Here is an 18,015-nt window from a genome sequence, read left to right as displayed (position 1 = left end):
TGGCTGAGCGCCAGCGCCTCGAAATGCGCCGGCATCTCATTGCCGACGGCCACCGCGACCGTCGTCAGCAGCTCTTCGTCGGCTGGATCGCCCTTCCCCATTGGCGGCAATATTCCATCGCAATTCCTTGCGATGAAAGACAAAGTCCTCTGCACAAGATTGCCGAAACTGTTCGCCAGATCGGCATTGACCTTGGTGACGATCGCCTCGGCGCTGTAGCTCCCGTCCTGGCCGAACGAGATCTCGCGCAGCAGGAAATAGCGCAGCGGATCGACCCCGAAAGCATCGGCCAACGCGACCGGATCGACGACATTGCCGACGGTCTTAGACATCTTCTCTCCGCGCGAGAGCAGGAAGCCGTGCCCGAACACCTGTTTCGGCAGCGCGATCCCCGCCGACATCAGGAAAGCGGGCCAGTAGACGGCGTGGAAGCGCACCACGTCCTTGCCGATGATATGCAGGTCGGCCGGCCAGTATTTCTCCCAATTCTCGCCGCCGTCGGGATAGCCGATGCCGGTGATGTAGTTGGTGAGCGCATCGAGCCAGACGTACATCACGTGCCGCTCGTCGCCCGGCACCTTCACCCCCCAGTCGAAGCTGGCGCGGGAGATGGACAGGTCGGTCAGGCCGCCCTCGACGAAGCGCAGCACCTCGTTGCGCCGGCTCTCGGGCCGGATGAAGTCGGGATTGGCCGCGTAATAAGCGAGCAGCGGCTCCTGATAGGCCGAAAGCCGGAAGAACCAGCTCTCCTCCACCGTCCATTCGACGAGCGTGCCCTGCGGCGACAGTTTCTCGCCGCTGTCCGCGACGACGAGCTCCTCCTCGCCATAATAGGCTTCGTCGCGGACCGAATACCAACCCTCGTAACGGCCGAGATAGATATCGCCCTGCGCCGCCATCGCCTGCCAGATCGCCTGGCTCGCCTTGTGATGGGCGGGCTCGGTGGTGCGGATGAAGCGATCGAAGGAGATATCAAGTTTCCTGTCCATCTCCTCGAAAGTAGAGGACATTTCCTCGGCAAACCGAGCCGGCGGGACGCCCTTTTCGCGTGCCGCCTGGGCCATTTTCAGCCCATGCTCGTCGGTCCCGGTGAGGAAGAAGACGTCGCGCCCCTTGAGGCGCTGGAAGCGGGCGATCGCATCGGTCGCGATCGCTTCATAGGCATGGCCGATATGGGGCCGCCCGTTCGGGTAGCTGATCGCCGTCGTGATGTAGAAGGGCTCGCGCATCAAGCGCGGGTAGCGAGGATGCGGGGCGCGCTCAAGCGGCGCGGGCGTCGTTCCGGTCCGGTGCCAGCGCGGCGAGCATCCCCGCCAGCTCGAAAACCGTGCTCGGAGCGTCGAGCGACAGCCGCTGCGCCGCGCCGGCGAGCGCCACCGACCGCTCCCAGAGCGCCACCGCCTCGGCCAATGCCGCGCCGCGCCTTCCGCGCGCTTCCGCCGCGATCCGCGCCGGCAGCCGGGCGAGGAACGCTTCGTAGCGCGGCTGCGCCGCCTTGAGCGTCAGCGCCTGGGCCAGCGCGGAGCGACGCGCATTGGTCGGGTCGCCCTCGCGCACCAGCTCGTCCATCGCCGCGTCGAGCCTGTCGAGCTCCAGCCCGCGCTGCGCCAGCGCCCGCCCCGGCGCCCCTTCGCCCGAACGGACCATTGCCGCGATCTCCGCTTCGCCCGCGTCCGGCGCCAACGATCGCAGCGCCGACGCCATGACGTCATCCGCGAGCGGTTTGAGCCGCAACAACCGGCAGCGCGATCGGATCGTCGGCAGCAGCCGGTCGGGATAATGGCTGACGAGCAGGAACAGGCTGTTGGGCGGCGGCTCTTCGAGCATTTTCAGAAGCGCGTTGGGCGCGCCCCTGCCCTCCAGCTCGTCGGCCGAATCGATGATCACGACCCGCCAAAGCGAGAGCGACGGCGTCGTGTCGAACAGCCGATGAAGCCCGCGGACCTGATCGACGGTGATGCTGCGCGCAATTCCCGCGGCATTGTCGGCGGGCAGCCGCTCCAGCCGCATCAGGTCCGGATGGCTGCCCGCCTCGACCAGAGGCGCGACCGGATGCCCGTCCGGCACATCGAGCCCCGGCGCATCGATCGAGGGTCCCGCCGCTTGCGCCAGCACCCGCAGTGCCGCCTTCTCGGCGAACAGGCTCTTGCCGATCCCCGGCGCCCCGGCGATCAGCCAGGCATGCGGCAATTTACCGGCATCGAGCGCGTCACGGAACGCCGCGACGGTGGCGTCATGGCCGAACAAGGGCGTCACGGCAGCAGATCCTCCAGTGCCGCGAGCAGGCGGGCGGTGACCTCGTCTGGCGCCCCGGCGGCGTCGATCAGGCGCACCCGTTTTGGCTCTGCTGCGACGATGGCCCTGAATCCCGCCTCGACCGCTTGGTGATAAGCGATCGATCGCCGCCCGATCCGGTCACTCCCCTCCCCGTCCCGAACCAAGGCGCGCTCGACGCCGCCGTCCAGAATCAGCACCAAAGTCCGGTCCGGGAACCATTCCCCAATGCCGAAGCCGTTGATACCGCGCACCGCATCGATGCCAAGCGCGCCGGCGCCGCCCTGATAGGCCAAGGAGCTGTCGACAAACCGGTCGGACAGCACCCATTTGCTCGCCTGGAGCGCCGGCCGGATGAGCTTGTCGACATGATCGGTGCGGGCGGCGGCGAACAGCAGCGCCTCGGCTTCCGCGCTCCACCGGTCGTCGGCACCGTCGAGCAACAGCCTGCGGATCGCTTCCGCGCCTGGTGTACCGCCCGGCTCGCGCGTTTCGACCACCTCGATCCCATGTTCCCTGAGCGCGGCGGCAAGCGCTTTCGCCTGCGTCGACTTGCCGACTCCCTCCCCGCCTTCCAGCGTGATGAAGCGGCCGGTCACGCCAAACCAATGAGGCCGAGCAGGCCCAGCCACGCGCGCCGGAAGAAGCCGGCCTCGCCGATCGCATTTTCGGCGACCAGCGGCGTCACCTGCGCTGGCCCCTCACCCGTCTCGACGATGAGATTCGCGACGTGCTGGCCCTGGGTGATCGGCGCCGCGACCGGCCCCTGATAGACGATGCGCGCGCGGATGTTCTGGCCGAGCCCGCTGGGATAGGTGACGGCAAGCGCCCGCGGCGCCACCAGGCCAACCGCATCCGCGTCACCGCCCTGCACCTGCGCCTCGCCGATCCGCTCGCCCTGGTTGAGCAGCGGCCGCGACTGCCAGGCGCTGAACCCCCATTGCATGAAGCGCACCGATTCGTCGGCCCGCTGGTTAAAGCTCGGCAGCCCGGCGATGACCATCACCAGCCGCCGTCCGTTCTGCTCCGCCGATCCGGTGAAGCCATAGCCGGCCTCGGCGGTATGGCCGGTCTTCAGCCCGTCCGCGCCGGGAACGCGGCCGAGCAAAGGGTTGCGGTTGCCCTGGGTGATGGGATTGTTGCCGCCCATCGTCCGGCCCCAGGTGAACTCCCGCATCCCGTAATATTCGCGGTAGAGCTGCGGGAAGCGGCGCAGCGTCGAGACCGCGAGCCGGGCAAGGTCGCGCGCCGTCGTATAGGTCACGCCATTATCCGGCCAGCCGACCGGATTGCCCCAGTTGGAGCCGCTCAGCCCGAGCTCGCCCGACTTGCGGTTCATCAGCGCGACGAATGCCGCCTCCGTCCCCGAAATACACTCCGCCAGCACGACGGTCGCATCGTTGCCGGAGAGGGTGACGATGCCGTGCAGCAGGTTGCGGACGCTCACCTGCTCGCCCGGCGAGAGGAACATCGTCGATCCGGCCGCCGGTCCGTGCCAGCGCTGCCAGGTCTCGGGCCGGACGGTGCACATCCGGTTGGGGTCGAGCTCGCCGCGCGCGATCATGTCGAAGGCGATATGGGTGGTCATCATCTTCGCCATCGAGGCGGGCGGGATGCGCCGGTCGGCGTCGCGCGCGAACAGCACCGCGCCGGAGGAGAGGTCGACCATGAAGGCGATCGGCGCCGGCGTTTCGAACGCGGGCGGCGTCGCCGCGGCCGGCTGGCCGAGCGCGGCGAAGACCGCGGAAGCGAAGGCAAGCTTGCGGACCATCCTCATCTCTTCAGCGGCCGATTGCGTTAGCGAGCAGGCCGATCGTCAGCGCGTAGAAGTTCGAGCAATTATAGTCGAGGATCGCGCGGTAATTCTGGGTCGCCAGGTAAGCGGTCCGCCCCGGACCGTCCGGCTCGATCAGCGACGCCATCGTGTCATCCGGGATCGCGCCGAACGGCATGACGCCCATCCGCCGCCAGTCGCGGATCGTCATCATCCGGCTGTGGCGGGCGAAGACCGGCGCGCAGCGCGCCGCCGGCACCCGATTGGCGATCGCGCCGCGGTCGAGCGACAGCGGCACTTGCGCCGTCACCCCCCAGGGAATGCCCGGCTGCCAGCCCGAATTGCGCAGATAATTGGCGATCGAGGCGAGCCCGTCGAGATGGCTGCGCCAGATATCCGCCCGGCCATCCCCGTCGCCGTCAACGGCGAGGTGGATATAGACCGAAGGAAGGAACTGGGGATGACCCGTAGCACCAGCCCAGCTGCCGACCAGGGTCGAGCGCGAGAAGCCGCGCTCCAGCATCCTGAGGGTGGCGACGAACTCGCCGGTGAAGAGCGAGCGCCGCCGCCCCTCATAGGAAAGGCTGGCGAGCGCGTTGAGCAGATCGAAATTGCCCATGATCGAGCCGTAGCCCGTCTCCTTGCCCCAGATCGCGATCATGATCGCGGGCGGCACGCCGGTGCGGCGGCTGATCGCCTGGAGCTGGCCGTAATTGGCGGCGTAGCGCGCCCGGCCGCGGTCGATCAGCGCCTGGGTGATGTGGCGGGCGCGATAGGGGGCGTAAGGCGGGCTCGGCCGGTTCGGTCCACCGCCCGGCTGCTGGCGATCCAGCGCCACCGCCCGGGCCGAGAAGCTCAAAGTGGGAAAGACGCGATCGATGGTGTCGGGCCGGACCCCGGCCCGCAGCGCCTCGCCGCGCAGGACCGGGAGATAGGCTTCGAAGCCCGCCTGGCTCAGGCCAGTTTGAGCGGTGGCGGGGGCGGCGAGCGCCAGCGACAGGCCGGCGAGCACGAAACGGAACATGCGCATCGCGCCCCTATGGCGCGGCGGCGCGCGTGACGGAAGGGCGAAAGCCGCACCGCTTGCACGGATCGGCGCGGCCGCTATCTCGGAGGCGTCGGAGAGGTGGCCGAGTGGTTTAAGGCAGCGGTCTTGAAAACCGCCGTGGGTTCACGCCCACCGTGGGTTCGAATCCCACCCTCTCCGCCAACAATGGGGGGCTTTTTAGATGCGCCGGCATGTTCGTCACCTGGTTTTCTTGCTCGCGCTGATCGTCACCGCTCCGGCCGCCGCCGAATGGCGACGCGCGGAGAGCCCGAACTTCGTCCTTTACGGCGAGCAGTCGGAGTCGGCGCTGCGCCAGCGCATCCTGCTGCTGGAGGATTTCGATCGGCTGCTGCGCACGATCACCAACGTCAACGCGCCGCCGTCGCCGAACCGGTTGCACGTCTACATCCTCGCTGGCCCGCGCCAGCTGCGCGCGATCCGCGACATTCCTCCCGGCGTCATCGGCCTCTACACCGCCACGGCGGAGGGCATCGGGGCCTTTATCGACGGCTCGGCGGAGATGGCAAACCAGATCCTGCTGCACGAATATGCCCATCACTTCATGCGCCAATATAGTCCGACCGCCTATCCGGCCTGGTATGCCGAGGGATTCGCCGATTATTTCATGACCGTGCGCTTCGCCGCGCGCGGCATCGACGTCGGCGATGTCAGCCCCGGCCGGGCAGCATCGATCGTCAGCGGGACCTGGCTGCCGATGGCCCGTATCCTCTCCGGCACGCCCATGGATCTGAATCGCGAGCAGATCGCGCAATATTATGCGCAGAGCTGGCTGCTGACCCATTATTTCTACAGCACGGCCGAGCGTCAGGCGGTGCTGAACCGCTATCTCACGGAAGCACGGCGAAGCGATCCGGTTGCGGCGCTGGAGACCACAGCCGGCTTCGCGCCGGACCGGCTCGAGACCGAGCTGCGCAACTATATCCGCGGCGGATCGATCCGCTTCCGCCGCGTGCCGCGCGGCGACGCGGCCGCGCCGCCCGCGGTCACCGTGACCGCGCTGTCGCCCGGCGCCGACGCGGTGATCGCCGATGCGGCCGCCTTGCGCATCGGCGTCGAGGAGGCCAACCGACCGGCCTTGCTCGCCAGGCTGCGCACGGCGGCGGCGCGCTTTCCCAACGACCCCTTCGTCGCGCGCACGCTCGCCCATGCCGAAGCGGTCTATGGCGACAGCGCCGCCGCCGACCGGCCGCTCGACACCATGCTTGCCGCCAGTCCGAACGATGCCGAGCTTATGTACCTGCGCGGTCGCCGGCACCTCGCCGCCGCAGAGCAGGGTGGCGCGCCGCCGGAGGCGATGCGCGCTGCGCGAACATGGTTCAGCCGCGCCCACCGCGCCGACGGCAATCACTTCCAGACCCTCTACCGCTATGCGCAAAGCCTGCGCGGCGACGACAATTATGTGAGTGAGAACACCAGCAACATTCTCGTGCTCGCCCATCAGCTCGCGCCGCAGGTTCACGAAATCACGATGAATGCGGCGTGGCTCCTCCTTCAGCGCGGTGCGCGGGCGCAGGCCGCGGCCCTCGTCGAGCCGCTCGCCGGCGACCCGCACAATCCGGGGCTTGCCCGCGCCGCCGCCCAGCTCCTTGCGCGGGCGCGGGGCGAGCCTGCGCCTTTCCGCGAGCGCCCGGCGCCAATGCCTGATCGCAACCAGCCGCTTCCGGCGGCCTCCGGAAGTCAAAACCGCCTTTTCCCCACTCCGCCGAGCCGCTAGGCGAAACGTCAATCACCCGACAATCAGGACCCGCAAGATGGCCGATCCCAGACCCCTGCCCTTCGACTGGGCGGACCCGTTCGCGCTTAGCGACCAGCTTTCCGACGAGGAGCGGATGGTCCGCGACACGGCGGAGAATTTCGCCCAGGCGAAGCTGCTGCCGCGCGTCCAGTCGGCCTATCTCGACGAGCGCTTCGACCGCGAGATCATGACCGAGCTCGGAGCGCTCGGCCTGCTCGGCGCGACCATCGCGCCCGAATATGGCGGCGCCGGACTCAATTATGTCAGCTATGGGCTGATCGCCCGGGCGGTCGAACGGGTGGATTCGGGCTACCGCTCGGCGATGTCGGTCCAGTCCAGCCTCGTCATGCACCCGATCAACGCCTACGGCACCGAGGAGCAGCGGCGGAACTATCTGCCGAAGCTGGCCACCGGCGAATGGGTCGGTTGCTTCGGCCTCACCGAGCCGGACGCCGGTTCCGACCCCGGCTCGATGCGCACACGGGCGCAGAAGATCGACGGCGGCTATCGCCTGTCCGGCGCCAAGATGTGGATCACCAATTCGCCGATCGCCGACGTCTTCATCGTCTGGGCCAAGTCGGATGAGCATGAAGGGCGGATCAAGGGCTTTGTCCTCGAAAAGGGCATGGCCGGCCTGTCGGCGCCCAAGATCCACGGCAAGCTGTCCTTGCGTGCCTCGATCACCGGCGAGATCGTGATGGACGGCGTCGAGGTGCCGGAGGAGAATCTGCTCCCCAACGCCAGTGGGCTCGCCGGCCCGTTCGGCTGTCTAAACCGCGCCCGCTACGGCATCGCCTGGGGCTCAATGGGCGCGGCCGAGGCCTGCTACCATGCCGCCAGAAGCTATACGCTCGAGCGCAAACAGTTCGGCCGGCCGCTCGCCGCCACGCAGCTCGTCCAGCTGAAGCTGGCCGACATGGCGACCGAGATTACGCTCGGCCTGCAGGCGGCGCTCCGCGTCGGCCGTCGGCTCGACGAAGGCGAGCTGATCCCGGAGACGATCAGCCTCATCAAGCGCAATAATTGCGGCAAGGCACTGGCTATCGCAAGGATTGCGCGCGATATGCACGGCGGCAATGGCATCTCGGCTGAGTTCCCGGTGATGCGCCATGCCGCCAATCTCGAGACCGTGAACACCTATGAAGGCACGCATGACGTGCACGCCCTCATCCTCGGCCGCGCGATCACCGGCATTCCGGCTTTCTAGGCAGAAATCGCTCGCAAACAGTGTCTTGCAAGACTGAGACGGCATAAGTATCGGGATTTTTCTCGCGGGGAGGATTCTGATGAGGTTCGTGCTTGTTGCGTCGATCTGCTGTGCGCTTGCCGCGCCCGCCTCGGCCCAGATGGCGACCGGCGCGATGAATACCGGGCTCATGCCGTCCGAACGCGAGCAGCAGCAGGAAGACTCCACAGCCCAGGCCTCAACGAATGGCGAGCGGCTCGTTTGCCGTCGCATTGCGTCCGGCACCGCCAGCCGGATGGGCTCCCGCCGGGTTTGCCGCACCGCCGCTGAATGGCGCGCAACCCAGCGGAACTGATCCCGCTCGATTCCCCGCACAGGTTCAAGGAGTAGCTTACCGTGAAGACCTTGTTCGCCGCCGCCGCCGCTTTCGCGGCGGTCGCGACCGCCGCCATGGCCCAGCCGGACGGCGATCCCGGCTCGAACAGCCAGTCGGGCACCGCCAAGTCGAACGAAAAAGGCGAGCGGCTGATCTGCCGCTGGGTGCAGGATTCCGACATCGGCTCGCTGGTCAGCGGCCGCACCCGGCGCTGTCTCACCGCCGAGCAGTGGCGGGCGCTGCGCCGCTAGCGGCGGAAGATCAAAATAGGTTCGCTGCGATAGGTTGCCGGCTCGCGCCCAGCGAAGCCGGCTTTTTCCGCGACACGGATCGACGCGCCGTTCGCTTCATCGATGATCGCGACGATCTGGGCCGGCGCCAGCGCCCGGTCGATCCAGTCCAGTCCGGCCGCGACCGCCTCGCTGGCATAGCCCTGCCCGAACGTGTCGGCGGCGAACAGCCAGCCCATTTCGGGTAGCCCTTCGATCCTTGGCGTCATGTCGCGCCTGAAGTCGGCGAAGCCGACCTGGCCGATGAAGCGCCCGTCATCGCGCCGCTCCACCGCCCAATAGCCATAGCCGAACAGGGTCCACAAACCGGCGCCGCACAGCAATTTGCGCCAGCCTTCCTCGCGCGAGAAAGGCTGACCGCCGAGATGGCGGGTGACGATCGGATCGCCCATCATCGCCGCCTGCGCGTCGGCGTCGCTGGCGCGAAACGGACGCAGCGTCAGCCGCGCCGTCTCGAGGACCGGCGCGGCAGTCACGATCAAGCTTATTTCTTGCCGAGGGTGAGGCCGCCGAAGCGCTTGTTGAAGCGCGCGACCTGGCCGCCGGTGTCGAGCAGCTTCTGGTTGCCGCCGGTCCAGGCGGGGTGCGAGGTGGGATCGATCTCGAGCGCCAGCGTGTCGCCTTCCTTGCCCCAGGTGGAGCGGGTTTCGTACACGGTGCCGTCGGTCATCTGCACCTTGATCATGTGATAATCGGGATGGGTATCGGCCTTCATTGTCTCTTCTTTCCGGAAGTTCGGCTGGTTCCGACCAGCCTCGGGGAAAAGTGAAGGCGCGCCTTAGCGGCGCCGGCTGCGATTGACAAGGCGCGCCGCCCACGCCTAGCGAGACCTCCGCGAAGGTGCCGCCCCCCACAAGGGCGGTGAAAAGGGAAGCCGGTGGAAAACCGGCGCTGTGCCCGCAACTGTAAGCGGCAAGTGCCCCATCCGCAAAGGATGACGGCGCGATCGAGCCGCGAGCCAGGAGACCTGCCTTCGCCGTCGTCCGCGCCCGGCCGGGTCCAGCCGCCAGCGCGTGGCGCCGCGTCGGCCCATGCCGGCACGGTTCCTCCGAGGCGACAATGTTGATGTCGCTGATGGAGGATTGAAATGACCCTTTCCCTGCTGCTTCTCGGATTGGCCGCACAGGCCGACGCCGACCAATCGATCGTGGTTACGGCCGCGCGGACCCCCGTCGGGCAGGAGGAGGCGCCTGCCTCCACCACTTTGTTCGACGCGCGGGTGCTGGACGCACTGTCGCTGCCCGCGGCGGCGGACGTCCTGCGCCTCTCGCCCGGCCTGACGGTCGCGACGACCGGCCCGCGCGGCACCCAGACCCAGGTCCGCATCCGCGGCGCCGAGGCAAGCCACACGCTCGTCTATCTGGATGGCATCCGCTTCAACGATCCCGCCGCCGGCAATGAAGCGCGCTTCGAATTGCTGACGACGGATTCGCTGAGCCGGCTGGAAATCGTGCGCGGTCCGCAATCGGCGCTGTGGGGCAGCGAGGCGCTGGGCGGCGTCATCGCCGCTGAAACCGCCGATCCGTTCACGGCGCGCGGTTTCGAGGGGCTGGGCGAATATGGCAGCCTCGACAGCCTTCGCCTGTTCGGCCGCGGCGCTCTCACCGCCGGCGATGTCGGCATCAGCGCGGCGGCCGGCTGGCAAAACAGCGATGGGATCGACTCCTTCGGCGCCGGCGGCGAGCGCGACGGCTTCGACAATCGCTTTGCGAGCCTCAGGATCGAAGCACGGCCGTCCGCGGCGATCCGGCTCGGCGCGGTCGGCCACTATATCGCGGGCGACAGCGATTATGACGGCACCGATCCCCTCACCTTCCTGCGCGCCGACACGCTCGACCGGACGGAGAACCGGATCGCCGCGGGGAGGCTCTGGTTCAGCGGCGACTGGGGCGACTGGGCGGCTCGGGCCGACGCCTCCTATCTGGACAGCACCAATCGCAATTTCCTGATCGACGCGCCGCTCAACCGGACCAGCGGCGACCGTCTTACGCTCGGCGGCCAGGTCTCCCGGCGCTTCGGCGGCCATCAGCTCATCGCCGCCATCGAGCACAGCCAAGAGGGCTTCCAGGCCCGGGACACCAGCTTCGGCGGCTTCACCAATCAGGATCGGTCGCGCAACCTCACCGCCTTCATCGGCGAATGGCGGGCCGAATGGAGCGAGGCGATCGTCACCGATCTTGCCGTGCGTCACGACGATTTCAGCGCCTTCGCCGACGAGACGACCTTCCGCGCATCGGTGCTGGTGCGTCCGGGCGGCGGCTTCACGCTTCATGCGGCCTATGGCGAAGGCATCGCCCAGCCGACCTTCTTCGATCTGTTCGGCTTCTTCCCGGGCTCGTTCGTCGGCAACCCGAACCTGACGCCGGAAAGCTCGCGCGGCTGGGAGGCCGGCTTGCGCTGGTCGAACGAACGGTGGAGCCTAAGCGTTACCGGCTTCTCGCACCGCCTGCGGAGCGAGATCGTCGACGTCTTCGATCCCCTCACCTTCCTGTCGAGCACCCGCAATGCCGCCGGCCGCAGCCGCCGCGACGGGATCGAGCTGGCAGCGAGCTACCGCCACGCCGAATGGCTGACTTTGTCCGCCAACTACACCTGGCTCGATGCCGATCAACAGACAGTGGCTGGCGCGGCACTGGTGCGCGAGGTGCGCCGCCCCCGGCACAGCGCCAATCTGGTCGCGTTCGGCGAGAGCGGCCGCTTCGACTGGAGCGCGACGGTCGCCTATGTCGGCCGGCGGCGGGACACGGATTTCGATCTCTTCCCGGCAGCGACGGTGACTTTGGACGATTATGTCCTCGCCTCGCTGCGCGTCGCCTGGCGCATCCTGCCCAGCCTCGAATTGTTCGGCCGGGTCGAGAACGGGTTCGACGCCGACTATCAGGACGTGATCGGCTACAGCACGCCGGGACGGACGGTGCATGCGGGCCTTCGCGTTTCTTTCGGCAATTAGCCTCGCGCTCGCGGCGCCGGCTTATGGCCAGCCGCGGCGCGTGGCGTCGCTCAACCTGTGCACGGATGAGCAGCTGCTGCTGCTCGCCGTGCCGGAGCAGATCGTCTCGGTCACGCACCTCGCCCAGGAGCCGGCCGAGACGCCGCTCTGGGCGGCTGCACGCCGCCATGCGCGCAATGACGGCAGCCTGGTCTCGGTGGCGGCGCTGCGGCCGGATCTGGTGCTGACGATGGGCGGCGGTGCGCGCGACCGGGGGCGGATCGCCGAGCGGCTCGGCATGAACGTGCTCGACCTGCCCTTCGCGGCGAGCCTCGACGACGTTGCGGCAAGCATCCGCCGTCTCGCCGCCGCGCTCGGCCGGGAGGAGCGCGGCGCGTTCGTCCTGCGCGGCCTCGCAGCTTTGCGCGCCAGCGCGCCGCACGCGAGTCGCGATGCGATCTGGCTCGGCGGCGGCGGCCGGACGGTGATGGCGGGCGGGCTGGAGGCGCAATGGATGGCGCTCGCAGGCTTGGGCCAGCGCGCGATGCAGGGTGATCGCGTCGGCCTGGAGACGTTGATTGCCCGCCCGCCCGCGGTGCTGCTGCGCAGCGACTATCGTCAAGGCCAATATTCCTCCGGGCAACGCTGGCTGACCCATCCGGCGGCGCGGCGCGCGCGGGCCGGGCGGACGATCGCGACCGATGGCCGGCTGTGGACCTGCATGGGCCCCTTGCTGATCGGTGAGGTGTTGCGGCTGCGGCGGGAGCTGGCACGATGAGCGCGCGGATCGGTGCCATCTTTGCGATCGTGTTGCTCCTTGCCGTCGCCGCGTCGCTCCTTGTGCCCTGGGTCGATCTCGCCGCTTTGTGGCGCGAGGATGGGGCGGTCGCGCTCGACGTGCTGGTCGAGCTACGCCTGCCTCGCGCCGCTTTGGCCCTGACCTACGGCGCGATGCTCGGCGCGGCCGGCGCGGCAGTGCAGGCCTTGTTCGCAAACCCCCTCGCCTCCCCCGACCTTACCGGCACGACCAGCGGCGCGGCGCTGGGCGCGGTGGTCACCGCCTATCTGTTCGGCTTCTCGGCGCCGCTGGCCCTCTCCGCCGGCTCGGTGGCGGGGGCGCTCGCCGCGCTCGGCCTGCTGCTCGCTCTGGCCGGGCCGCGCGCCGAGACCGCGACGCTGCTCCTCGCCGGCCTCGCGATCAGCGCCCTCGCCGGTGCGCTCACCACGCTCGCTTTGGCCCTCGCCCCCTCCCCCTTCGCCTTTTACGACGCCTATGATTGGTTGATGGGCTCGTTGATTGACCGGAGCCTGAGCCAGCTCGCTTTCGCTGCCGGCCCAGCAATCTTCGTTATAGCGCTTCTGGCCCGGCTCGCGCGACCGCTCGACAGTCTCGCTCTGGGCGAGGATGTCGCGCAGTCGCTCGGCCACGATATCGCGCGGCTGCGGCTCGAGATCGTCTGCCTGACCGCGTTGGGCGTCGGCGCCTGTGTGGCGATCTGCGGCGCCATCGGCTTTATCGGCCTGGTCGCGCCGATTTTCGCCCGGCGGTTGACCCGCGGCCATCCAGGCCGCGCGATCCTGCCGGCGGCGATGATCGGCGCGTTGCTGCTCATCGCGGCCGATCTCATGACCCGGCTCACGCCGCTTGGGCGGACATTGCCGATCGGCGTGGTTACCGCTTTGCTCGGCGCGCCTTTCTTCCTCTGGCTGGTCGCGCACATGCGCTGGCGGGTGCGGGACTGATGCTCAGCGCTTCGGGCCTGTCGCTGCCGCATCGGCTGTTCGACGCATCGCTGGAAATCGGCGGCGGCGAGCTGGTCTGCCTCGTCGGCCCGAACGGCGGCGGCAAGACGAGCCTGCTTCACGCGCTGGCGGGGATCGGCGGCGCTCCCGGCACGATGAGTCTGGACGGCAAGGATCCGCGTCGCGAGGGGCCGGCGCGCCGCCCACGCCTGATGACCTTCCTGCCAGCGGCGCGCGAGGCCGCCTGGCCGCTGCTTGCGCGCGACCTGATCGCGCTCGGCGGCGGCGATGGCGCGCTGCCGGAACTTGAGCTGGACCTATTGCTGGATCGACGGATCGACAGCCTGTCGACCGGCGAGCGCGGCCGCGTGCTGCTCGCCCGCGCGCTCGCGCCGCAGCCCAAGCTGCTGCTCCTCGACGAGCCGACCGCCAATCTCGACCCATTGTGGCGCATCCGGGTGATGGAGCTGATCCACGCGGAGGTGACCGGCACTCAACGCGCCGCACTCGTTGCGATCCACGATCTCGACGCGGCCGAGCGCTACGCCGATCGCATTCTCGTCATGAATGCCGGCCGCATCGTCGCCGAAGAGTTGGGCGATGCGCAGCTTACCGATGTTTTCGGGATCGCGCGTGGACCGGAAGGGTGGACGCCCGCCGTCAATCCTTCGGCGGATCGGCGATCATCGCCGTAAAGTCCGCCTGAGCTGCAAGCTGCTCGCCGACATAGGCCTTGCCCGCGAACTTGCAGACGCTGCTGCGCTTCTGGACGAACTCGACCTCGAGCCGAAGCAATACGCCCGGCTCGACCGGCGCACGGAACTTCGCGCCGTCGATCGCCATGAAATAGACCAGCTTGCCGGAGCCCGAGAGGCCGAGCGACTCCACTGCGAGCACGCCCGCCGCCTGCGCGAGCGCCTCGACGATCAGCACGCCGGGCATGATCGGCCGGCCCGGAAAATGACCGGCGAAGAAGCCCTCGTTGATCGTCACCGCCTTGGTGGCGACGATCCGGTGATCGACGACGAGATCCTCGACCCGGTCGACCAGCAGCATCGGATAACGATGCGGCAGCGCCGCCATCACCTTCCTCGCGTCGAGGACGGGCCCGGCGGCGCTGGCGTCGTTGGGCATCAGCGGCCCTGCGGACGGCCCTGTGGGCGCGGCTGCTGCGGCTGAGCTGGTGGCGTCGCGGCCGGCTGCTGCTGGGGCGGCGGCGCGTTGACGTTGAGCGCCGCTCCATTCTGGTTGACGATGGCGAGCACCGCGTCGGTGACGTCGACGCTGGGGTTGATCGCCAGCGTCGCGCCGCGCTCGACCGCGATCGTCGCGCCGCGCTGCTGCATCACCGTGACGATCGCCGGCTGGATGCGCTGGCCGATCTGCTGACGCACGAACTGAACGTTGCGCTGGACGCGCTCCTGACCCTGCTGCAGCTCCGTCTGCGCGTTCTGTTGGGACGTCTGGAAGTTCCGGATGCGGGTCTGCATCGCCGCGTCCGGCTGCTGGCCCTGAGGCAGCGCGGTGATCGCGGTGCGGATCGCCGCTTCCTCCGTCTGCAGCGGCTGGCCGAGCGCCTGAGCGCGCTGCTGCAGCTGCGTCACCTGCGCCTGGAGCTGGGTGTTGGCGGCGGCGCAGACCGTGCAGGTCTGGATGATCCGGTCGACATCGACCACGGCGACCACCGCCGGGGCGAGATTCTGCGCCTGTGCCGCCATCGGCACGAAAGCGAGAGCGGCCGCGGTCGCGGCAAGGGAAAGTCTGTTCATCAGAATGCGGTTCCTACGTTGAAGGTGAAAAGCTTGGTGTCGTCGCCCGGTTCGGAAAGAAGCGCGCGTGCGATATCGATGCGGAAGGGCCCGAAGGGCGAGTTCCAGTTGACGCCGACGCCGACCGACAGACGCGGGCTCGGCGTGTCGCCAAGGAACAGCTCTCGGAACGGCGTGATCGCCCCTCGGGTCAGCGTCTCGCCGGCGAGGCAGTCGCTAAAGCGAAGGGTCACCGTGTTGTCGGCGGCAGTGCACTGATTTTGGGCCAGGACGTTGTTGGGGTCGATGTCCAGCAGGGACGGCGTACGGACGCCGAATACGGCGCCGACATCAACGAATATCGAGGGCCTGAGACCGAGATCGCGCACGGCTGCGCCCAACGGGATTTCGAGCTCGGCGCGCGCCAGATAATAAGCCCGGCCGCCGACCGAATCATCGGTGATGTCCTGCCGGTCGGTGGAAAGCGTAAAGCTTGTGGGTACGCCGTTCGTGTCGCGCTCCACGACATAAGGCACACGCTGGACGCGCGGGCCGACGCCGCGAATGTCGAAGCCGCGGATCTGCGGGCTGCCGAGGAAGAAGCGGTCGGTCAGCCGAACCGGGTCGATCGTCGGCGTGCCGTCCTCGAAGCTGTGGATATAGCCGCCTTCGGCACTGATCGAGAAAATGAAGTTGTTGAAGATCGTCCAATAGCGGGCGGCGCTGAGGCGGGTACGCAGGTAACGCACGTCGCCGCCGAGGCCGGCGAAATCCTGGCTGAGCAGGACCCGCATGCCCCTGGTCGGACGGATCGAATTGTTGAGCGTGCTGTAAAGGATCGAGTAGCCGATGCTGGACGTCAACCGATTGCCCAGCGAGTCGCACAGATAGCGGCCGGCGATCAGCGGATCGCAAGCCGGCGGCAATGGTCCGGTGCCGTCCGGGTCGCTGAAGTAGAGCGCCTCGTTGAGGCCGATCTCGTCATAGTTGAGGCCGTAGCGCAGCGCGAGCGAGATGTTCTCCGTAAGCGGGACACCCATGCGGATCTGCCCGCCGGTGGAAACCTGTTCGTACGTGGTCGTGCGCTGGTCGCCGATGAAGTTGAAGCTGTTATAGTCGCGCCGGAACAGGTCGAAGCCGACCGCGATGTTGCGGTCGAACAGATAGGGCTCGGTGAACCCGAGTTCGGCCGACCGCGAATAGGTCGACCAATTGACACCGGCGCGCAGCTCCTGACCCCGGCCCCGGAAATTGCGCTGACGGATCGACAGGCTGAGCAGGAAGCGCTCGATGCTCGAGAAGCCGGCGGACAATTGCAGCTCGCCGGTCGCCCGCTCCTGGACGTCGACGCCGAGCACGACGCGGTCGGGCGCCGAGCCCTGCTCCTGGCGGATCTCGAGATTGTCCTGGAAGAATCCGAGCGACTGGATGCGGTCGCGCGACCTGCGGACGCGGATATTGTTGAAGGCATCGCCTTCGGCGAGACGGAACTCGCGGCGGATGACCTCGTCGTGGGTATTGGTATTGCCCTGAATGTCGATGCGCTCGACATAGACACGCGGCGTCTCCGCGACCCGGAACTGCACGTCCATGGTCAGCTGCTCGCGGTTACGCGTGAATTGCGGCCGCACGTCGGAGAAGGCGTAGCCGAACAGGCCCGCCAGCTCGTTGAGGCTGGTCACCGTGTCCTCGACCTGGCGCGCATTGTACCAGTCGCCGGTCCGCATCGGCAGCCTGGCGCGCAGGGCGTCGGCGCTGAAGTCGCGAATGTCGCTCTCCACGCCGACATTGCCGAAGCGGTAGCGCTGCCCTTCCTCGATCACATAAGTGATGATGAAGTCGCGCCGGTCCGGGGTGAGCTCGGCAACCGCCGAGACGACACGGAAATCGGCATAGCCCTGGGTCAGGTAGAACTGACGCAGCTTCTGTTGGTCGAAGGCGAGGCGATCGGGGTCGTAGGTCGTGTTGCCCCGGAGCGGGTTCCAATTGGCTTCCCGGGTTGCCATCTCGCCGATCAGCCGACCGTCGCCGAATTGCTCGTTGCCAATGATGTTGATCTGGCGAACGCGTGAGCGCGGCCCCTCGTTGATCTCGAACACCACGTCGACGCGGTTCTGGTCGAGCTGCACGATCTGCGGCTCGACGCGGGCGGCGTAGCGGCCCTGGCGGCGATAGAGCTCGATGATCCGGGCGACGTCCGCGCGCACCCGGCTGCGGGTGAAGATCTGGCGCGGCGCGAGCCGGATCTCGGGCTGGATCTTGTCGTCCTTGAGGCGGCGATTGCCCTCCAGCACGATGCGATTGATGACCGGATTCTCACGCACTTGGATGACGAGGTCGCCGGTGTCGGCGCCGGCGATCTGCACATCGGCGAAAAGCTCGGTCGCGTAGAGGTCTCTCAGGGCGCCGTCGAGCCGCTCCTGGTCATAGGGCTCGCCGGGGCGCAGCGCGGTGTAGGACAGGACAGTGTCCGGCTCGAGCCGCTGGTTGCCGGTGACCGTGATCGTGCGGATCGTCCGCTGCGGCACACCTGGCGGTGGCGTCACCTGCGCGACAGGCTGGGCCGGCGTCGGAGCGGGCTGGGCCTGCGCAAGAGCGGAGGTCGCGAACCCGCCGAGCATGGTTCCGACCAGAAGCGCCGCGCACAGCCGCCGACGCTTCGGAAAAGCCTCAATCGAAGTCACGCATTCCGCCCTTATGGATAGTGGAGCCGGCGCGCGCGGCCGGCCATGCTCCCTGTCGGCGTCTGCCCTGCCCGATCATCGTCACCCGATCAACCCACCAAGCCCGGTAAAGAGCCCAAAAGAGGCCAAGTCGTTGAAGGTAACGAAGATCATCAGCGCCAGCAGCACGGCCAGCCCGGTCCGGAACGCCCATTCCTGGGCCTCGGG

18 protein-coding genes, 1 tRNA gene, 1 pseudogene and 1 riboswitch are annotated in these 18,015 nt (G+C 68.1%); of the genes and pseudogenes, 9 read left to right on the top strand and 11 right to left on the bottom strand.

The window, feature by feature from the left end; all coding sequences use genetic code 11:
• The 5 genes from metG to ACT4N3_RS13770 all read right to left on the bottom strand — a co-directional run.
• A partial coding sequence (gene metG, locus ACT4N3_RS13790) for a methionine--tRNA ligase (RefSeq protein WP_444855797.1) occupies positions 1 to 1,229 on the bottom strand: 1,229 nt, incomplete at its 3' end.
• Between the two features lie 31 nt (positions 1,230 to 1,260).
• Entirely contained in the window at positions 1,261 to 2,256 is a 996-nt protein-coding gene (locus tag ACT4N3_RS13785) for an AAA family ATPase (RefSeq protein WP_444855796.1), read from the bottom strand.
• The gene (gene tmk, locus ACT4N3_RS13780; protein WP_444855795.1) at positions 2,253 to 2,873 is read right to left on the bottom strand and encodes a dTMP kinase; all 621 of its coding nucleotides are present in this window, start codon (positions 2,871 to 2,873) and stop codon (positions 2,253 to 2,255) included. Before tmk ends, ACT4N3_RS13785 begins: the two co-directional genes overlap by 4 nt.
• Positions 2,870 to 4,045 (bottom strand): D-alanyl-D-alanine carboxypeptidase family protein, encoded by a 1,176-nt coding sequence (locus ACT4N3_RS13775; protein WP_444855794.1) that lies wholly within the window; start codon positions 4,043 to 4,045, stop codon positions 2,870 to 2,872. The genes tmk and ACT4N3_RS13775 overlap by 4 nt, the downstream gene beginning before the upstream one ends.
• 10 nt (positions 4,046 to 4,055) lie before the next feature.
• Positions 4,056 to 5,078: a lytic murein transglycosylase gene (locus ACT4N3_RS13770; RefSeq protein WP_444855793.1), complete on the bottom strand. Its 1,023-nt coding sequence runs from the start codon at positions 5,076 to 5,078 to the stop codon at positions 4,056 to 4,058.
• 90 nt (positions 5,079 to 5,168) lie between these two features.
• Here ACT4N3_RS13770 and ACT4N3_RS13765 point away from each other — a divergent pair.
• From ACT4N3_RS13765 to ACT4N3_RS13745, 5 genes are all read left to right on the top strand, one after another.
• Positions 5,169 to 5,258, top strand: a tRNA-Ser gene (locus tag ACT4N3_RS13765).
• A gap of 19 nt (positions 5,259 to 5,277) precedes the next feature.
• Positions 5,278 to 6,831: a tetratricopeptide repeat protein gene (locus ACT4N3_RS13760; RefSeq protein WP_444855792.1), complete on the top strand. Its 1,554-nt coding sequence runs from the start codon at positions 5,278 to 5,280 to the stop codon at positions 6,829 to 6,831.
• A gap of 37 nt (positions 6,832 to 6,868) precedes the next feature.
• Positions 6,869 to 8,059, top strand: coding sequence for an acyl-CoA dehydrogenase (locus ACT4N3_RS13755; protein WP_444855791.1), 1,191 nt, complete (start codon positions 6,869 to 6,871; stop codon positions 8,057 to 8,059).
• A 79-nt stretch (positions 8,060 to 8,138) separates the two neighbouring features.
• Positions 8,139 to 8,393 (top strand): hypothetical protein, encoded by a 255-nt coding sequence (locus ACT4N3_RS13750; RefSeq protein WP_444855790.1) that lies wholly within the window; start codon positions 8,139 to 8,141, stop codon positions 8,391 to 8,393.
• A gap of 41 nt (positions 8,394 to 8,434) precedes the next feature.
• Positions 8,435 to 8,665, top strand: a complete 231-nt coding sequence (locus tag ACT4N3_RS13745; RefSeq protein WP_444855789.1) for a hypothetical protein — start codon at positions 8,435 to 8,437, stop codon at positions 8,663 to 8,665.
• On the opposite strand, the gene ACT4N3_RS13740 is transcribed toward ACT4N3_RS13745, so the two are convergent.
• Positions 8,662 to 9,180, bottom strand: a complete 519-nt coding sequence (locus ACT4N3_RS13740; protein WP_444855799.1) for a GNAT family N-acetyltransferase — start codon at positions 9,178 to 9,180, stop codon at positions 8,662 to 8,664. The two genes, ACT4N3_RS13745 and ACT4N3_RS13740, sit on opposite strands and share 4 nt — an antisense overlap.
• Before the next feature lie 8 nt (positions 9,181 to 9,188).
• Positions 9,189 to 9,419 (bottom strand): 50S ribosomal protein L31, encoded by a 231-nt coding sequence (gene rpmE / locus ACT4N3_RS13735; protein WP_444855788.1) that lies wholly within the window; start codon positions 9,417 to 9,419, stop codon positions 9,189 to 9,191.
• A 106-nt stretch (positions 9,420 to 9,525) separates the two neighbouring features.
• Positions 9,526 to 9,693: riboswitch (cobalamin riboswitch) on the top strand.
• Between the two features lie 98 nt (positions 9,694 to 9,791).
• On the opposite strand from rpmE, the gene ACT4N3_RS13730 reads away from it, so the two are divergent.
• The 4 genes from ACT4N3_RS13730 to ACT4N3_RS13715 are packed head-to-tail and all read left to right on the top strand — an operon-like array spanning position 9,792 to position 14,071.
• Positions 9,792 to 11,654, top strand: coding sequence for a TonB-dependent receptor plug domain-containing protein (locus tag ACT4N3_RS13730; RefSeq protein WP_444855787.1), 1,863 nt, complete (start codon positions 9,792 to 9,794; stop codon positions 11,652 to 11,654).
• A complete protein-coding gene (locus ACT4N3_RS13725; RefSeq protein ID WP_444855786.1) occupies positions 11,623 to 12,411 on the top strand; it encodes an ABC transporter substrate-binding protein in 789 nt (262 codons plus the stop codon). Before ACT4N3_RS13730 ends, ACT4N3_RS13725 begins: the two co-directional genes overlap by 32 nt.
• The gene (locus tag ACT4N3_RS13720; RefSeq protein ID WP_444855785.1) at positions 12,408 to 13,376 is read left to right on the top strand and encodes a FecCD family ABC transporter permease; all 969 of its coding nucleotides are present in this window, start codon (positions 12,408 to 12,410) and stop codon (positions 13,374 to 13,376) included. Before ACT4N3_RS13725 ends, ACT4N3_RS13720 begins: the two co-directional genes overlap by 4 nt.
• Positions 13,376 to 14,071 (top strand): ABC transporter ATP-binding protein, encoded by a 696-nt coding sequence (locus tag ACT4N3_RS13715; protein ID WP_444855784.1) that lies wholly within the window; start codon positions 13,376 to 13,378, stop codon positions 14,069 to 14,071. Before ACT4N3_RS13720 ends, ACT4N3_RS13715 begins: the two co-directional genes overlap by 1 nt.
• Here the strand turns inward: ACT4N3_RS13715 and fabZ are convergent.
• From fabZ to ACT4N3_RS13695, 4 genes and pseudogenes are all read right to left on the bottom strand, one after another.
• The gene (gene fabZ / locus ACT4N3_RS13710; protein WP_444855783.1) at positions 14,037 to 14,510 is read right to left on the bottom strand and encodes a 3-hydroxyacyl-ACP dehydratase FabZ; all 474 of its coding nucleotides are present in this window, start codon (positions 14,508 to 14,510) and stop codon (positions 14,037 to 14,039) included. The genes ACT4N3_RS13715 and fabZ overlap by 35 nt on opposite strands.
• Positions 14,510 to 15,145, bottom strand: a complete 636-nt coding sequence (locus ACT4N3_RS13705; RefSeq protein ID WP_444855782.1) for an OmpH family outer membrane protein — start codon at positions 15,143 to 15,145, stop codon at positions 14,510 to 14,512. The genes fabZ and ACT4N3_RS13705 overlap by 1 nt, the downstream gene beginning before the upstream one ends.
• Positions 15,145 to 17,745, bottom strand: a complete 2,601-nt coding sequence (bamA, locus tag ACT4N3_RS13700; protein ID WP_444855798.1) for an outer membrane protein assembly factor BamA — start codon at positions 17,743 to 17,745, stop codon at positions 15,145 to 15,147. Before bamA ends, ACT4N3_RS13705 begins: the two co-directional genes overlap by 1 nt.
• A gap of 144 nt (positions 17,746 to 17,889) precedes the next feature.
• Positions 17,890 to 18,015: pseudogene (locus tag ACT4N3_RS13695) on the bottom strand (RIP metalloprotease RseP); the annotation flags it as partial.

The sequence above is a fragment of the Sphingosinicella sp. genome, assembly GCF_052388015.1.
GTDB lineage: Bacteria > Pseudomonadota > Alphaproteobacteria > Sphingomonadales > Sphingomonadaceae > Allosphingosinicella.
Note: the sequence above shows the minus strand (reverse complement) of the source record. Positions and strands in the feature narration are given on the sequence as shown.

Excerpts from the sequence above, each read along its gene's own strand:
- ACT4N3_RS13775 (WP_444855794.1), bottom strand. The coding sequence starts at position 4,045 with ATGGTCCGCAAGCTTGCCTTCGCTTCCGCGGTCTTCGCCGCGCTCGGC.
- ACT4N3_RS13770 (WP_444855793.1), bottom strand. The coding sequence starts at position 5,078 with ATGCGCATGTTCCGTTTCGTGCTCGCCGGCCTGTCGCTGGCGCTCGCC.
- ACT4N3_RS13760 (WP_444855792.1), top strand. The coding sequence starts at position 5,278 with ATGCGCCGGCATGTTCGTCACCTGGTTTTCTTGCTCGCGCTGATCGTC.
- ACT4N3_RS13755 (WP_444855791.1), top strand. The coding sequence starts at position 6,869 with ATGGCCGATCCCAGACCCCTGCCCTTCGACTGGGCGGACCCGTTCGCG.
- ACT4N3_RS13750 (WP_444855790.1), top strand. The coding sequence starts at position 8,139 with ATGAGGTTCGTGCTTGTTGCGTCGATCTGCTGTGCGCTTGCCGCGCCC.
- rpmE (WP_444855788.1), bottom strand. The coding sequence starts at position 9,419 with ATGAAGGCCGATACCCATCCCGATTATCACATGATCAAGGTGCAGATG.
- ACT4N3_RS13730 (WP_444855787.1), top strand. The coding sequence starts at position 9,792 with ATGACCCTTTCCCTGCTGCTTCTCGGATTGGCCGCACAGGCCGACGCC.
- ACT4N3_RS13725 (WP_444855786.1), top strand. The coding sequence starts at position 11,623 with ATGCGGGCCTTCGCGTTTCTTTCGGCAATTAGCCTCGCGCTCGCGGCG.
- ACT4N3_RS13720 (WP_444855785.1), top strand. The coding sequence starts at position 12,408 with ATGAGCGCGCGGATCGGTGCCATCTTTGCGATCGTGTTGCTCCTTGCC.
- ACT4N3_RS13715 (WP_444855784.1), top strand. The coding sequence starts at position 13,376 with ATGCTCAGCGCTTCGGGCCTGTCGCTGCCGCATCGGCTGTTCGACGCA.
- fabZ (WP_444855783.1), bottom strand. The coding sequence starts at position 14,510 with ATGCCCAACGACGCCAGCGCCGCCGGGCCCGTCCTCGACGCGAGGAAG.
- ACT4N3_RS13705 (WP_444855782.1), bottom strand. The coding sequence starts at position 15,145 with ATGAACAGACTTTCCCTTGCCGCGACCGCGGCCGCTCTCGCTTTCGTG.
- bamA (WP_444855798.1), bottom strand. The coding sequence starts at position 17,745 with ATGCTCGGCGGGTTCGCGACCTCCGCTCTTGCGCAGGCCCAGCCCGCT.